Origin of the sequence: Streptomyces flaveolus, from assembly GCF_044765825.1 — a bacterium.
Taxonomy (GTDB): domain Bacteria; phylum Actinomycetota; class Actinomycetes; order Streptomycetales; family Streptomycetaceae; genus Streptomyces; species Streptomyces flaveolus.
Window position 1 is genome coordinate 186305 of sequence record NZ_JBIWKU010000008.1, and the last position, 12718, is coordinate 199022.

18 protein-coding genes are annotated in these 12718 nt (G+C 73.4%); all 18 read right to left on the bottom strand.

Going from position 1 to position 12718, the window contains the following annotated elements; translation table 11 throughout:
- Positions 1 to 54: 54 nt before the first annotated feature.
- Positions 55 to 918 (bottom strand): carbohydrate ABC transporter permease, encoded by an 864-nt coding sequence (locus tag ACIRG6_RS24485; protein ID WP_318215837.1) that lies wholly within the window; start codon positions 916 to 918, stop codon positions 55 to 57.
- A complete protein-coding gene (locus ACIRG6_RS24490) occupies positions 915 to 1904 on the bottom strand; it encodes a carbohydrate ABC transporter permease (protein ID WP_403324576.1) in 990 nt (329 codons plus the stop codon). Before ACIRG6_RS24490 ends, ACIRG6_RS24485 begins: the two co-directional genes overlap by 4 nt.
- A gap of 26 nt (positions 1905 to 1930) precedes the next feature.
- Positions 1931 to 3262, bottom strand: coding sequence for an ABC transporter substrate-binding protein (locus ACIRG6_RS24495; RefSeq protein WP_364682472.1), 1332 nt, complete (start codon positions 3260 to 3262; stop codon positions 1931 to 1933).
- Between the two features lie 126 nt (positions 3263 to 3388).
- A complete protein-coding gene (locus tag ACIRG6_RS24500) occupies positions 3389 to 4492 on the bottom strand; it encodes a substrate-binding domain-containing protein (RefSeq protein WP_364682474.1) in 1104 nt (367 codons plus the stop codon).
- A 91-nt stretch (positions 4493 to 4583) separates the two neighbouring features.
- Positions 4584 to 4877 carry a gas vesicle protein K gene (locus ACIRG6_RS24505; RefSeq protein WP_189232733.1) on the bottom strand — a complete coding sequence of 98 codons (294 nt, stop codon included), beginning with the start codon at positions 4875 to 4877 and terminating at the stop codon, positions 4584 to 4586.
- A complete protein-coding gene (locus ACIRG6_RS24510; protein ID WP_350723540.1) occupies positions 4874 to 5083 on the bottom strand; it encodes a gas vesicle protein in 210 nt (69 codons plus the stop codon). Before ACIRG6_RS24510 ends, ACIRG6_RS24505 begins: the two co-directional genes overlap by 4 nt.
- Positions 5084 to 5118: 35 nt before the next feature.
- Complete coding sequence (locus ACIRG6_RS24515) at positions 5119 to 5964, bottom strand: GvpL/GvpF family gas vesicle protein (RefSeq protein ID WP_403324579.1); 846 nt, start codon at positions 5962 to 5964, stop codon at positions 5119 to 5121.
- Positions 5961 to 6305 (bottom strand): gas vesicle protein, encoded by a 345-nt coding sequence (locus ACIRG6_RS24520; RefSeq protein ID WP_350723501.1) that lies wholly within the window; start codon positions 6303 to 6305, stop codon positions 5961 to 5963. Before ACIRG6_RS24520 ends, ACIRG6_RS24515 begins: the two co-directional genes overlap by 4 nt.
- A gap of 18 nt (positions 6306 to 6323) precedes the next feature.
- The gene (locus ACIRG6_RS24525; RefSeq protein ID WP_364682479.1) at positions 6324 to 7238 is read right to left on the bottom strand and encodes an SRPBCC family protein; all 915 of its coding nucleotides are present in this window, start codon (positions 7236 to 7238) and stop codon (positions 6324 to 6326) included.
- Positions 7235 to 7810: a hypothetical protein gene (locus tag ACIRG6_RS24530; protein ID WP_364682481.1), complete on the bottom strand. Its 576-nt coding sequence runs from the start codon at positions 7808 to 7810 to the stop codon at positions 7235 to 7237. Before ACIRG6_RS24530 ends, ACIRG6_RS24525 begins: the two co-directional genes overlap by 4 nt.
- Complete coding sequence (locus ACIRG6_RS24535) at positions 7807 to 8085, bottom strand: gas vesicle protein GvpG (protein WP_318215846.1); 279 nt, start codon at positions 8083 to 8085, stop codon at positions 7807 to 7809. Before ACIRG6_RS24535 ends, ACIRG6_RS24530 begins: the two co-directional genes overlap by 4 nt.
- Positions 8086 to 8089: 4 nt before the next feature.
- A complete protein-coding gene (locus ACIRG6_RS24540) occupies positions 8090 to 8869 on the bottom strand; it encodes a GvpL/GvpF family gas vesicle protein (RefSeq protein ID WP_364682483.1) in 780 nt (259 codons plus the stop codon).
- Positions 8866 to 9396, bottom strand: coding sequence for a gas vesicle protein GvpJ (gvpJ, locus tag ACIRG6_RS24545; protein ID WP_364824471.1), 531 nt, complete (start codon positions 9394 to 9396; stop codon positions 8866 to 8868). Before gvpJ ends, ACIRG6_RS24540 begins: the two co-directional genes overlap by 4 nt.
- Positions 9397 to 9432: 36 nt before the next feature.
- On the bottom strand, positions 9433 to 9750 hold the full coding sequence (gene gvpO, locus ACIRG6_RS24550) for a gas vesicle protein GvpO (protein WP_350723512.1): 318 nt from the start codon (positions 9748 to 9750) through the stop codon (positions 9433 to 9435).
- A 127-nt stretch (positions 9751 to 9877) separates the two neighbouring features.
- The gene (locus ACIRG6_RS24555; protein WP_364682488.1) at positions 9878 to 10534 is read right to left on the bottom strand and encodes a class I SAM-dependent methyltransferase; all 657 of its coding nucleotides are present in this window, start codon (positions 10532 to 10534) and stop codon (positions 9878 to 9880) included.
- 83 nt (positions 10535 to 10617) lie between these two features.
- Positions 10618 to 11439 carry an SDR family NAD(P)-dependent oxidoreductase gene (locus ACIRG6_RS24560; protein ID WP_364682490.1) on the bottom strand — a complete coding sequence of 274 codons (822 nt, stop codon included), beginning with the start codon at positions 11437 to 11439 and terminating at the stop codon, positions 10618 to 10620.
- A gap of 11 nt (positions 11440 to 11450) precedes the next feature.
- Positions 11451 to 11903, bottom strand: coding sequence for a hypothetical protein (locus ACIRG6_RS24565; protein ID WP_364682492.1), 453 nt, complete (start codon positions 11901 to 11903; stop codon positions 11451 to 11453).
- A 112-nt stretch (positions 11904 to 12015) separates the two neighbouring features.
- Entirely contained in the window at positions 12016 to 12606 is a 591-nt protein-coding gene (locus ACIRG6_RS24570; RefSeq protein WP_364682494.1) for a TetR/AcrR family transcriptional regulator, read from the bottom strand.
- Positions 12607 to 12718: the final 112 nt, after the last annotated feature.

Below are 12718 nucleotides of genomic sequence, written 5' to 3' on the forward strand. Positions count from 1 at the left end.
CCACGACGGCCCGGGGGCGGGATCCGCTGCCGGGGGTGTCGGGGGCGTGCACGGTCACTTGACGGCTCCGGCGGTCAGCCCGCTCCGCCAGAAGCGCTGGAGCAGGACGAAGGCGAGGATGAGCGGCAGTACGGCCAGCAGCGACCCCATGATGACCACCGGGTAGTACTCCGGCGAGACGGACGCCGAGCTGTTCCACTGGTACAGGCCGAGGCTGACGGGATACAGGTCCTGGTCGGACAGCATCACCATGGGCAGGAAGAAGTTGTTCCAGATCGCGGTGAGCTGGAAGAGGAAGACGGTGATCAGCCCGGGGCCGAGCATCCGCAGCGCCACGCGCACATACGTGGTCAGCTCGCCCGCCCCGTCCACCCGCGCCGCCTCCAGCACCTCGTCGGGTACGTAGCCCCGGCTGAAGATGCGGCCGAGGTACACGCCGAACGGGTTGAACAGCACCGGGATGAACACCGCCCAGAAGGTGTTGACCAGACCGGCCGCGGACGCCATCAGGTACAGCGGCAGCGCGAGGACGGTCTGCGGCACCATGACCGCCGCCAGCACCAGGCCGAACAGCTTCTCCTTGTGCCGGAAGCGGTACTTGTCGAAGGCGTAGCCGCAGGCGACGCTCAGCAGCGAGCCCACCGCGGCGCCGAGGACCGCGTACAGCAGGCTGTTGAGGTACCAGCGGCTGTACAGCCCGCCGTCCATGGCGAACAGGTCCTGGAAGTTGCGCACGAAGGAGAAGTCGCCCAGGGACAGCAGGTCGCTGCTGAACAGCGCGTCCCGGCTCTTGGAGGCGGCGAGCACCAGCCACAGCACGGGCAGCAGCGTGTAGAGGACGGAGATCGCGACGACCACGTTGACCGTCGTACGGCCCAGCAGTCCCGGGCGGAGCAGGGAGCTGTCGGTGGCGCTCATCGGGCCTCCTCGGCGGAGTCGGCGCGGCTGGTGAAGCGGGTGACGCCGTAGGACAGGGCGATGGTGCAGACGAGCAGGACGACCGAGGCGGCCGCCGCCAGGCTGTAGTTGTTGCGGGTGAACGCCGCGTCGTAGATGTACATGCTCGGCGAGAACCGGGAGTTGATCATGGGGGAGGACTGGCTGAGCAGCATGGGTTCGGTGAAGAGCTGGAGCGCCCAGATCAGGGTGAAGATGGCGACCATGACGATCGAGGCGCGCACCAGCGGGGTCTTCACCTGGAGCGCCGTGCGCACCGGCCCGGCGCCGTCGACCACCGATGCCTCGATCACCTCGCGGGGCAGGGCCTGCAGGGCGGCGTAGAAGACCACCATGTTGTAGCCGAGGTTGCTCCACAGGGCGATGTTGACGATGGACGGGATCACCGTGTGGATGCCGAGGAAGTCGATCGTGATGTCGGCGCGGGCGAACAGGTCGATCACCGGGCTGATGCCCGGCGTGTACAGGTACAGCCAGATCAGGGCCGCGATGATGCCCGGTACGGCGTGCGGCAGGAACAGGCCCAGCTGGGCGAAGGCGCGCAGCCGCACCACGCCCGAGTCGAGCAGCAGGGCGAGGGCGAGCGCGCCGACGACCATGAGGGGGATGTAGATCAGGCAGTACAGCGCGACCGTGCCGAGCCCGCCGAGGAAGGTGGGGTCGGTGAGGACGGCCGCGTAGCTGCGCAGGCCGACGAAGACGGTGCGTTCGGGGCCGAAGCCGAGGCCGGGCTGGTCGTCGCTGAAGAAGCTGAGGTAGACCGCCGTGCCGACGGGGATCAGGAAGACGGTGACCAGCAGGGCGAAGAAGGGCGTCATGAGGACGCCGCACGCGGTCAGGCGGCGGCGTCCGGCCGCCCTGCGGGCGCGCAGGCCCGCGGCGGAGGACTCCGGGCCGGTGGCGCGCGCGGTGCCGGCCGGCACCCGGGGCTGAGTGGTCGTGGTCATGGGGGTGTCACCTGCCTTTCGTCGGCTCAGGTGCTGCGCTGGGAGGTGGACAGGCCGAGGGCCTTGAGGTCGGGCATGGTGCCCTCCTGCGCCGTGCGCAGGGACTGGACCAGGGAGCCCTGGCCGGCGCCGACCCGGGCGAAGGAGTCCTGCATGACCTTCTGCGTGGCGCTCATCCGCGGGCCCCACAGCCAGCCCTCGCCGATCTTCGGGGCCTCCTGCTCGAACAGGCCGTAGATGTCCTGTCCGCCGTAGTAGGACCGGTCGAAGGCCTCGCGTCCCACCGGCACCAGAGCGGGGGCGGCCGGGTACTGGCTGCTGGTGCCGCTGGACAGACGGGCGCGCAGGGCGTCGGGGTGGGAGACCTGCCACTCGATGAACTCCATGGCGGCCTCGGGGTGGCGGCTGTCCTTGGTGACGGCGAAGGTGGAGCCGCCGTGCATGCCGACGGAGGGGCCGGCGGTGTCCCACTGCGGCAGCGGGGCGATCCGCCACTGGCCCTTCTGCCCGGGCCGCGCGTTCATCTGGGCGCCCGCGTCCCAGGCGCCGCTGAGCCGGGTGAGGACCAGTCCGTTGCCGAGCTGCGCGTCGGACTGCCTGCTCTCCACGGCGTTCACGAAGACGTCGTCCCGGTCGATGAGCCGCTGCCAGTAGTCCGCGATCCGCCGGGAGGGCGCGTCGGCGAGGGAGACGTTCCAGGCACCGCGCGAGGTGTCGAACCACTGGGCGCCCGCCTGCCAGGCGTACGCCGCGAACTGGGTCATCCCGTCGGTGGGGAACAGCACCAGCCGCCGTCCGGGTGCCGTGCGGCGCACGGTGGCGGCCTGCTCGGCGAACTCGTCCCAGGTGCGCGCCGGCCGGAGTCCGTAGTGGTCGAACAGATCGGCGCGGTAGTGCATCACCATGGGCTCGACGTCCAGCGGCACGCTGAACACCCGGCCCTCGAAGGTGGTCTGGCCGAGCGCCTGCGGCAGCAGCTTGCGGCGCAGGCCGTCGCCGACCAGGTCGGTGATGTCGCGGGCGACGCCGTCGATGGCGTATCCCGGCACCTGCGGATACTCGATGGTGGCGACGTCGGGCGCGTTGCCGGCCCGGGCGGCGTTGCTGAGCTTGGCGTATCCGCCCTGCCCGCCGGAGGGGATCTGCTGGAACTCCACCTGGATGTTCCGGTGCGTGCGGTTGAAGGCGTCGACCACCTCCTGGCTGCCGCGCAGGGCGGACCAGAAGGTGATGCGGGTGGTGGTGCCCGTGCGGGCCGACGAGGCGCCGTTCCCCCCGTGGCAGGCGCTTGCGGCTCCTGTCAGGGGTACGGCGGCCATCGCGGCGAGCACGGAGCGACGGCTGGGTCGTCCGGGCATGGCGGCTCCCACGGCTCCTGCGTGCCCGCGGCTGCGGGGCACGGCTGTTGGGGACACGGGAATCCTGGACCGGCCCGACACAAACGGTCAATAGATCGATCAGAGGAAAATAAAGCGTTCAAACGCTCAATGTGTCGGCCGGCCACCGTCGACCGCCCGCCGGGTCGACCCCCGCACCATCAGCCGCGGCAACAGCTCGACGCGCCGCGCGGGGCGCCCGCCGGCCTCCCGCAGCCGCTGGAGCAGCAGCTCGGCGGCCACCCGGCCGACCTCCGCACGGGGCGGGGACACGGCCGTCAGCGGAGGCGTGGCGAGCCCGGCCACCACGTCGTCGTACGCCACGACCGAGCAGTCCTCCGGCACCCGCACCGCCTCGTCCGCCAGCCGCTGCACGATCATCAACGCGTCCACGTCGCCGTGCAGCACGACCGCCGTCGCCCCCGTCCCGCGCAGCAGCACCGGCAGCTCGGCCGTCTCCTGAGCGGAGTACGGCCCCTCGGGCCCCGACCCCGGTGCGCTCAGCGCCCACGCCCAGTGCTCCACCAGCGGATGCGCCCCGGCGATCTCGGCGAACGCGGCCCGCAGGGTGCGCGCCGTCGGACTGTCGTCCCGGGTCGCGAACACCATGCGCCGGTGACCGAGCCCCACCAGGTGCTCCACGGCCAGGTGCGCCCCGTACCAGTGGTCCGAGCACACCGAGTCCAGCACGTGCGGTGCGCTGCCGCGCCGCGGCCGCCGCTCCATCAGCACCGTCGGCACGTCCAGCCCCGCCAGCCACCCGTAGTCGGCCTCCTCGGCGGCCAGGCTGCTCCACCGGGGCGCGAGCAGCAGCCCCCGGGCGCCGTCCTCCAGGGCCCGCTCGACCAGCGGGCGTTCGGCGCCGGCCGCCTGGGGCGCGATGTGCAGCGCGAGGCGCACACCCGCCTCCTCCAGCACCGTGCGGGCACCGTGCAGCGTCTCGTTCAGGTACGAGTGCCGCTCCGGCACCACCACGGCCACCCGGTCGCCGTCGGCGAGGTCGCGGGCCGGCACCTCGGCGGCGGGCAGCGTCGAGCGGACGACACCGTGTCCGCGCCGCAGCCTGCCCTCCCGCGTCAGCTCCTCCACGTCCCGGCGGACCGTCACCACCGAGACCTGCAACTCGTCGGCGAGGTCGCGCACCCGCGCGGTACCGCGCGCCTGGACCGCCGCCAGGATCCGCTGCCGCCTGACATCGACCGGCTCCCGCATCAGGACTCCCCACCCGCAGATGTTCGTTTGAGCGATTCGGCGTCATCATAACGATCGCTCGTGCCGGGTGTACGCGCCTCGGGATACGGGACTACGGCTCGGGGTCCGCGAGCAGAGGGCCCAGCGGGCCGAGGTCGAGGTTGAGGTCGCCGCGGCTCAGGCCGTGCTGCGCGCACAGGTCGTCCATGCGCCGGTCGAGCAGCATGAGCGCCGTGCCCAGCCGGTCCTCCTGCTCGGCGCTCAGCGTGCCCTCGTCGAAACGGCGCACGGCCTGGCGTTCCATGAGCTGCCGCAGCAGCTCGACGACGGTGAGCACCAGCGCGGCCAGGTCGTTCGTGACGCGCTCGGGGTCCAGGTCGAGGGCGTGTGCGCGGGGCGCGGTCACAGCGGCCCGCTGTCCGGCCACGGGGCGGGCACACGTTCGTTCACCGACGACAGCAGGGCGTGCAGGGAGATTCTGACCAGCGGGACGTCGGCGATGGCCAGGACCAGGTCCCCGCTGACGACGACGCCGGTCGCCAGCACGCGGTCCAGGAGGTCGACCAGGGGCACCCCGACCGGCGCGTACGGCTCGGGCCCGTTCCAGGGCACGGGCGCCGGGCCCGGCGTACGGGTGTCCGCGGCGGTCACGAGCGGAACTCCTGCCGGGTGTGCTCCCGCCGGGCCCACGATTCCTCGTCCCAGCGGGCGAAGGAGTACGGGATCCACGGGCCCGAGGCGCTGATCTCGACGGCGGGGTACGGGAGGTCCGTGGTGAGCCCGGTCAGCGCGCGGGCGAAGGCGGCGCCCTCCGCGTCCTCCACGAGGTAGGCGCAGTTCAGCAGTTGCGGGGAGCGCCGGCCCGTCAGCCGCTCGCTCTGCGGACGGTGCCGGGTCGCCGCGACGGCGTATCTCCGCAGTTCCGCGTCCACGGCCTCCGCCTCGGCCAGGGCCTTCGCGTGCGAGTCCTGCCGGTCGCGGCTCCGCGCGCTGGCCCGGCTCAGGTAGGCACGACCACCCGGGCCGGCGCCGGCAGGGGTGACCGCCGCCCTGGACGCGGGTTCGGCGGCGTGCACCTTCACCGCCCATTCCGTGCGGCCGTGCAGACGGTCGAGCAGTGCGCCCAGCTCCGCCGCACGGGAGGCGACCGCCTGCCGCGCGCTCCGGTCGCCGTGGTAGAGGGTCGCCAGCGGCAGCGGGACGACGGAGCGGCCCTGCCCGCCCGCGGCCTCGACGCCCCGGTGGTGGGCGCGGGCGCACCGTTCCAGGTCGTCGGGCCGGCCGAGGCGCTCCGCCAGTGCCTCGTCGTCGAACAGGGCCGTGGGGACGTCCTGGACGAGCAGACACAGGCCGTCCGTGTGCAGCACGCGCAGCGGGCCGCCCTCCTCGTGACCGGTCGTCGCGGCCAGTACGGCGGGGTCCGGCGGGGTGCGGGTGACGGCGAACGCGCAGACGAGGCCGGGGGCCGCGGGACCGGCCGGGCGCCCGTTCACCGGACGGCTCCCGTCGGCTCCTCGGCCGCCTCCGCCAGTGCGTCGAGCTGGGCCCGCAACCGCGCGTTCTCCTCGGCGAGCTCGTCCCGCGCGGCCCGCGACGACAGCGCCGGGTCGGTCTCCCACCAGTCGATGCCGGCCTTCTTCGCGGTGTCCACGGAGGCGATGAACAGCCGCAGCCGGATGGTGAGCAGCTCGATGTCGAGCAGGTCGATCTTGATGTCGCCGGCGATCACGATGCCCTTGTCGAGGACCCGTTCCAGCAGGTCGGCGAGGTTGCCGGTGACGAGGGCGCCGGGCTGGGCGTCCAGCCCCGGGTATCCGTGGTCGAGCTCTGTCACTGCGTACTCCCCGGGCGGTCAGCGACGTGGGCGGGCCCGTTCGTCGTCATCGTCGGGTTCGTCCTCGTCCTCGTCGTACTCGCCTTCCTCGTCGTCGCCCTCGCCCTCGTACTCGTCCTCGTCCTCGTCCTGCTCGTACTCGCCTTCCTCCTCGTCCGTGCCCCCGTCGTCCGTGCCCTCCTCGTCCGTGTCCTCGTCCTCGGCGCCGTCGGCGTTCTCCTCCTCCAGCGCCTCCTCGTGGCTCTTGACGACCTCGCCGTCACGGATCTCGCCGCGCCAGCCCTCCAGCTCCTCGTCGTCCATGAGGGTCACGTGCCGGGCGAAGTGCTTCAGGTCCAGCCGCAGCCGGCGTCCCTGGGCACGCCAGAGGTTGCCGGTTTTCTCGAAGAAGCCCGCCGGGTAGTACTCGACGACCACGACGACGCGGGTCAGCCGGGGCGCCAGCTCGTGGAAGCTGACCGCGCCGCGTGTGCTGCCCTTGGCCCCCTCGGAGGTCCAGACGATCCGTTCGTCGGGGACCTGCTCCTGCACGGTCGCCTTCCAACTGCGGCTCGACGGGCCCACCTTGACGATCCAGTCGGAGGTGACCTCGTCCGAGGGGGTGACGCTGCGGACGCCCTTGGTGAAGGAGCTGAAGTCCTGGAGCTGGGTCCACTGGTCGTAGACGGTGCGCAGGGGAACGCCGATGTCGACGGTCTCCATGATGTGCGTCGCCTTGATGCTGCCGCCCTGGGCTCCGCGCCGGCCCTTGCCCCGCCCGCCGGAACCCCCGCCCCCGCCGGCCGAGGCGGTCAGCCGGTCGGTCAGACCGCCGACCCGCTCACCGGCCTTGCCCACGAGCCTGTGCCCGGCGGCGGAGACGTAGCCGCCGAGAGCGTCCTTCACGTCGCCCAGGGGGGACGACGCGCCGTTCCCCTGTCCGCCGGGGCTCATCCGCGGCCACCTCCCCGGGGGCTCCCCGAAGGTACGGCCTTCTTGGCGGCGGCCTTCTTGGCAGTGGCCTTCTTCGCCGGTGGCTTCCCGCCGGACACGGCCTTGCGCGGGGGAGCCTTCCGCGGCGGCGCGGGGGCGGGCTCGCGGTCCTCTTCCCGTTCCTCGTCGTCGAAGTACTCGGCCTCGTCCGTGGCGTCGTCGTACTCGTCGTGGTCGTCGTACTCGTCCTCCGGTTCCTGGGCCCCGTCGCCCCGTCGGCCTCCGCCGTTGAGTGCGTCGGTGCGGTCGCGGAGGGTGTCCGCGAGGCCGGTGAGCCGGCGGTTCGCCGCGGCGGTGACGGCCGTGCGTCCGGCGGTCAGCAGCTCGCCGCGCACCTGGTCCGACAGCTCCTGGAACTGCGGTGCCAGCTGCAGCCTGCCCAGCCCCTGGGAGAGCACCTGGCCCGGGGAGAGCCCCAGGCGCCGCCCCGCCAGGTAGGAACCGACCGCGAAGGCCAGTCTGGCCTTCTTCGTGCGGCCGAGGAGATATCCGCCCGCCATGGCCGCCGCGAGGGCCGCCTTGCTGTCGTTCATAGGTGCCTTCCGTGCGCTGGATCCGTGGTGGTGGTACGGCCGGTGGGCCGGACCGGGCGGTCGAGGAGGGTGAGCAGGCGCTCCTCCTCCCGTTCGAAGGCCGCCTCGTCGATGGCGCCGGCGTCCAGGGCCCGGTTGAGCGCGGCCAGACGGGCCTGGACGGCGCGCGGGTCGTGGACCTGGCGCCGGGCTTCCTGGAGCAGGTGGTCGGCGATCCACGCCGTGCCCCGCACCGGGGCCAGGGGCAGCAGGAGGAGACCGCTCACGATGCCCACCGCGTCACCGCCCGGCCGGCGCGGGGGACGGGTCGACGAAGCTGTAGCAGGGCAGGGGCCCGGTCACACTGAGCGCCAGGCGGTCCCCGCGGTCACGGGCGCACGCGTCCACCGCCTGCCGGAACCGGGGTTCGTCGGCGGAGCGCAGCAGGAACGACGCGCTCAGCACCTGCTCGTCGTCGGTCGGTCCCCCCACGGTGCGCACGGCGAGCGGGGTCAGGTGGTCGAGGACCTCCTGGGCCGCGCGCCGTGCCTCGCGGCGGACGGCCCGGGCGAGCGCCTCGCCGAGCCGGACGTTGGCCTCGTAGTCCGGCCGGCGCCGTGTGCGCAGGGCCAGGGCCCGCAGCTTCTCGTCCCGGCGCACCAGATCGGCGAAGCTGCCGGGCACGACCGTCCCCTTGACGTTGAGCTCGACGCACCCCCGGACGCCGTCGAGCTGCCGTGCCAGGTGGGCGGCGTCGCAGCGAAGCTGGGAGAGCAGGACGTCCGGACGGGGACTGAGGACCGCGAACCGCATGGGCAGCAGGGGCCCCTGCGCGGCCAGTTCGTCCAGCACCGCCTGATGGGCCATCAGGTCACGGCGGCGGGGCCTGAGTCGTGGGGGCGTGGCCGAGACCGCCGCGCACAGGCCGGACTCGGTGAGCAGCCGTACCGGGGCACCGCCGACCCCCGGGGACCGGGGAGCGCTGACCCCGGCGGGGGTGATGCCGTAGACGTACAGGGCGGCCCCGGTCTCCGGGACGGCAGCGGTGGTGGTGACGGGGGCTGTGGCGTGCACGGTCATTCCTCCTCCGTTCCGGTGCGCCGGCGCGGGCGGCTGCGCGGGCGGTCGTCGTCACCGCGGGGGCGCCCCGCCGGACGGCTCCGGGGGCGCTGAGCCCGCTCCTCGCGTTCGCGGGCGGCCGAGCCGGTGCGGCGGGGCAGGGGCTCCTCCAGCTCCTCCTCGTCCGCCGCCGGCTCCGGTTCCTCGGGCGTGAGGATGCCCCGCACGCGGTCGGTCAGGGAGCGCGTCCCCCGTTTGGCCGCCGCCCTGCCCACGGTCTTGGCGACCGGCCCGCCGAACAGCTCGGGGACGGTCTTGGAGCGCACGTCGTGCTCCAGGTCCAGGCGGTTGCAGGCCTCCGCGAAGCGCAGGTACGTGTCGACGCTCGCGACCACGATGCGGGCGTCCACCTTGAGGATCTCGATGCCGACCAGGGAGACGCGCACGAAGACGTCGATCACCATGCCGCGGTCGAGGATGAGTTCCAGGACGTCGTAGAGCGTTCCGGCGCGGGGCGCGCAGACGACCTCGTCGTCATAGGTGATCATGCGGTGGTCCTTCCGGGGGCGGGCCCAGGGGCCCGGTCACTGGTCCTGGGCACCGCGCCGGTAGCGGGCGACCCGGCGGTACCGCAGCAGGTCGCCCGCCGCGTCCAGCTCGACCTCGTAGGTGGCGAGCAGGCTGGTGGTGTCCGGGATGCGCGCCACCTCCAGCACGTCCACGTTGACGACCCAGCCGTCGTCCTCGCTCCGGCACACCGCGGAGACGCCCTCCAGGCGGTGCCGGATCAGCTCGGACAGGGCGTCCGCGGCGCGCTGGGCGGCGTCCCGGGCGCCCCGCACGGCACGCTCGCGCGTGGTCGTGGACGTCGTGCCGCGGCGTCGCCCGCCAGGTTCTGTCATGCAGCCCACTCTGGCCGCACGTCCCGGTCCACGCGTCCGCAGTTACCCCATCCGGGCACAAGTGGGTCCCCGCCCACGGCGAGGTGACGCGCGGAGGTGCCGTCGGCGGGGCTCGGGCGACAGGGATTCAGGCGTCGGGCGTCGCGGTGGTCCGGCGCCGGCAGTGCAGGAAGACGTGTGGTTCGGGCCCGGCGTCCGGGTGGGCCGGGGTGAACAGCAGTTCCTCCCGCTCCAGGACCTCCAGGCCGGCGTCCTCGGCCACGGCGACGAGGCCCGGCGCGGTGAAGCTGGTCACGCGCACGGGCTGCCCCATGAAGGTGGCGTCGACGCCCTCCACGTCCAGCGGAACGGTGGCGAGGACCAGGTGCCCCGACGGGGTCAGCGCCCGTGCGAGGCGCCGGACGACGTCCGTCTGCTCCCGCCGGTCCAGCTGGAGCAGCGCGAAGTACACGCAGACCGCGTCGAACGAGCCGTCCGCGAGCGGTACGTCACGGATGTCGGCGCACCGGAAGGAGGCGTCCGGCACCTGCCGGGCGGCCAGCTCGACCATGACGGGGGAGACGTCGACGCCCACGACCCGGTGGCCGGCGCCCGCGAGGGTCTCGGCCGTGGGCCGTCCGGTGCCGCTGCCCACGTCCAGCACCCGGCTGCCCGGCGCGAGCCGCCCGAGCAGCCACTCCAGCGAGCGACGGTGCGCCGGTGAACCGGCGAACGCCTTCTCGTAGTCGGCGCCCAGCGCGTCGAACACGGCGGCGGCGGGCGGCCGTTGCTGTCCGTCGGTCACGTGGGTCCCTTCGGTGGGTGAGCCGGTGCCGGGATCATCGTTCCACCGCGGGAGAGCCGCCGACAAGGGCTCCGCCGGGCGTCCTACCGGGCGGCGTCGTCCGGCGCCGTCCCCGGCTCCGCCATCCTGCGGTGCACGGCGGCCTTGACGCGGTCCGGCAGGACCTTGTCGGCCACCCCCTGCGCCCTGGTCCTCGCCGAGCCGGTGACCAGCTTCCCGCGGCCCTTCATGACGGCGTCGAACGCCTGCTCGGCGACCTGTGCGGGATCGTCCTTGTCCATGGTGCCGACCTTGGTGTCCTCCATGCCGGCCCGCCGGAAGAAGTCGGTGTCCGTCGGTCCGGGCATGAAGGAGGTGACCGTGACGCCGGTGTCCTTGACCTCCTCCTGCAGCGCCTGGGCGAAGGACTGCACGAAGGACTTGGACGCGTTGTAGACGGACTGGAAGGACCCCGGCATCGTCGAGGCGACGGACGACGTGAACATCAGCCGGCCCACACCGCGCGCCACCATGTCGCGCAGCAGGGGCTTGGCCAGCCGCACCGTCGAGGTCACATTGAGGTCGATCACGGACTGGTCGTCGGCCGGGTCGGTGTCCACGAACGCGCCACCCCGCCCCACACCGGCGTTGAGGGCCGCCACGTCCACCACGAGGCCGGTGGTGGCCGCGACCAGCCGGTCGACGCCGCCGGACTCCCGCAGGTCCGCGCGGACGGCCCGCACCGCCACGCCGGTCTCCCGCAGCCGCTGGGCGGCGTGTTCGAGCCGGTCGTCCTCGGCGTTGACCACCAGGTCGTGGCCGTGTTCCGCGAACAGCCGGGCGAGTTCGTAGCCGATGCCGCCGGACGCCCCGGTGACGAGGGCGAGCGGCCTGCCGCCGTCTCCCACCGCTTCCACTGGGTCCACTGGTCGTCCCTTCAGTGCAGCGCCTGGTACACCGATGCTGTGGTGAAGCCGTACACGACGTGCGGCACGAGGTCCGACACCCAGGACGTCCGGTCCCACTGCTTCGGGTCGGTCACTCCGAGCGCGGCGGCCGGCACGTCGCTGCTCACCATGGCCGCGGCACCGAGCACCGGCCCGGCCACCCAGTCCGGCAGCGGTCCGCGCCGGCGGCGCAGCACGCCGTAGGCCGCGCCGACGCCGAGGCCGGTGGCGTAGCCGAGCAGGGCGCCGACGGCCTGTTCGCGGTGGGGCTTCGTCTCCTCGTCGCCGAGCACCAGCCCGACCCGGTCGGCGACCCGGTCCGCGACCTCGGCCGGCATGTCGCTGGCCCCCCGGCCGCGCAGCAGCATGTCGCCGTACGTGGTGAGGTTCAGCGCGACGGTCCCCGCCGCGCCGGCGACCAGGCCCTTGATCAGTGACTGCATCCCGGAACTCCCTCGGACGGGCGCGGTGGCGCACGACGGTCACGACGGGCCCCGGGTTCCCCTCTCGTGGCCGCCTAACAGAGCCCGGTGTCGCGCACCCCGCGGCCCGCCCTCAGGCGGAACGGGGCCGCGCCCCGTCCAGCGCCAGGTCCACCAGCCCCCGCACGAGCGCCTCGTCCAGCGGTGCCCCGCTGAGCAGGACCCGGACGAACAGCGGGCCGCTCACGGCCTCGATCAGCAGACCCGGGTCGGTGTCCGCCGCCAGCTCGCCACGCTCGATGCCGCGGCGGACCATCACGACGGCGCGGTCGAGGCGGTCGCTCCAGTAGGGCCCGCGCCTGTCGTCGAGGGTGTCGTCGTGCTCGACGCCGATCCGGAGCAGGGCGTGTCCCTGGGCGGTGCCGAGCAGCCCGGCCAGCGAGGAGAAGAAGCCGAGCAGGTCGTCCCGGACGTGCCCGGTGTCCGGAACCGGCAGCGCGGAGTCCAGTTGCGTGTTCAACGCGTCCAGGATCAGGTTCTCGCGGGTGCCCCAGCGGCGGTAGACCGACGTCTCGTGCACTCCGGCCGCGCGGGCGACGGCCCCCACGGTCGCCCCTGCCAGGCCCTGGCTGGAGAGCAGTTCCACCGCGGCGGCGAGCACGGCCTGCCGCATCCGCTCCCCACGGCGGCGCAGGGGCGGGGCGGCGGATTCCGGAGAGGTCATCGCACCAGCCTAAAGCAGGTCGACTTGCGTTGGGTGTACGTTTAACGCAAGTCGACCTGCGATGGACCGGTGGGGCCCGTCCGGGGTCGACGCCGCACCGAGGAGGTCCTGT

Excerpts from the sequence above, each read along its gene's own strand:
- ACIRG6_RS24485 (WP_318215837.1), bottom strand. The coding sequence starts at position 918 with ATGAGCGCCACCGACAGCTCCCTGCTCCGCCCGGGACTGCTGGGCCGT.
- ACIRG6_RS24490 (WP_403324576.1), bottom strand. The coding sequence starts at position 1,904 with ATGACCACGACCACTCAGCCCCGGGTGCCGGCCGGCACCGCGCGCGCC.
- ACIRG6_RS24495 (WP_364682472.1), bottom strand. The coding sequence starts at position 3,262 with ATGCCCGGACGACCCAGCCGTCGCTCCGTGCTCGCCGCGATGGCCGCC.
- ACIRG6_RS24500 (WP_364682474.1), bottom strand. The coding sequence starts at position 4,492 with ATGCGGGAGCCGGTCGATGTCAGGCGGCAGCGGATCCTGGCGGCGGTC.
- ACIRG6_RS24525 (WP_364682479.1), bottom strand. The coding sequence starts at position 7,238 with ATGAGCCCCGGCGGACAGGGGAACGGCGCGTCGTCCCCCCTGGGCGAC.
- ACIRG6_RS24530 (WP_364682481.1), bottom strand. The coding sequence starts at position 7,810 with ATGAACGACAGCAAGGCGGCCCTCGCGGCGGCCATGGCGGGCGGATAT.
- ACIRG6_RS24540 (WP_364682483.1), bottom strand. The coding sequence starts at position 8,869 with ATGACCGTGCACGCCACAGCCCCCGTCACCACCACCGCTGCCGTCCCG.
- gvpJ (WP_364824471.1), bottom strand. The coding sequence starts at position 9,396 with ATGATCACCTATGACGACGAGGTCGTCTGCGCGCCCCGCGCCGGAACG.
- gvpO (WP_350723512.1), bottom strand. The coding sequence starts at position 9,750 with ATGACAGAACCTGGCGGGCGACGCCGCGGCACGACGTCCACGACCACG.
- ACIRG6_RS24565 (WP_364682492.1), bottom strand. The coding sequence starts at position 11,903 with ATGCAGTCACTGATCAAGGGCCTGGTCGCCGGCGCGGCGGGGACCGTC.
- ACIRG6_RS24570 (WP_364682494.1), bottom strand. The coding sequence starts at position 12,606 with ATGACCTCTCCGGAATCCGCCGCCCCGCCCCTGCGCCGCCGTGGGGAG.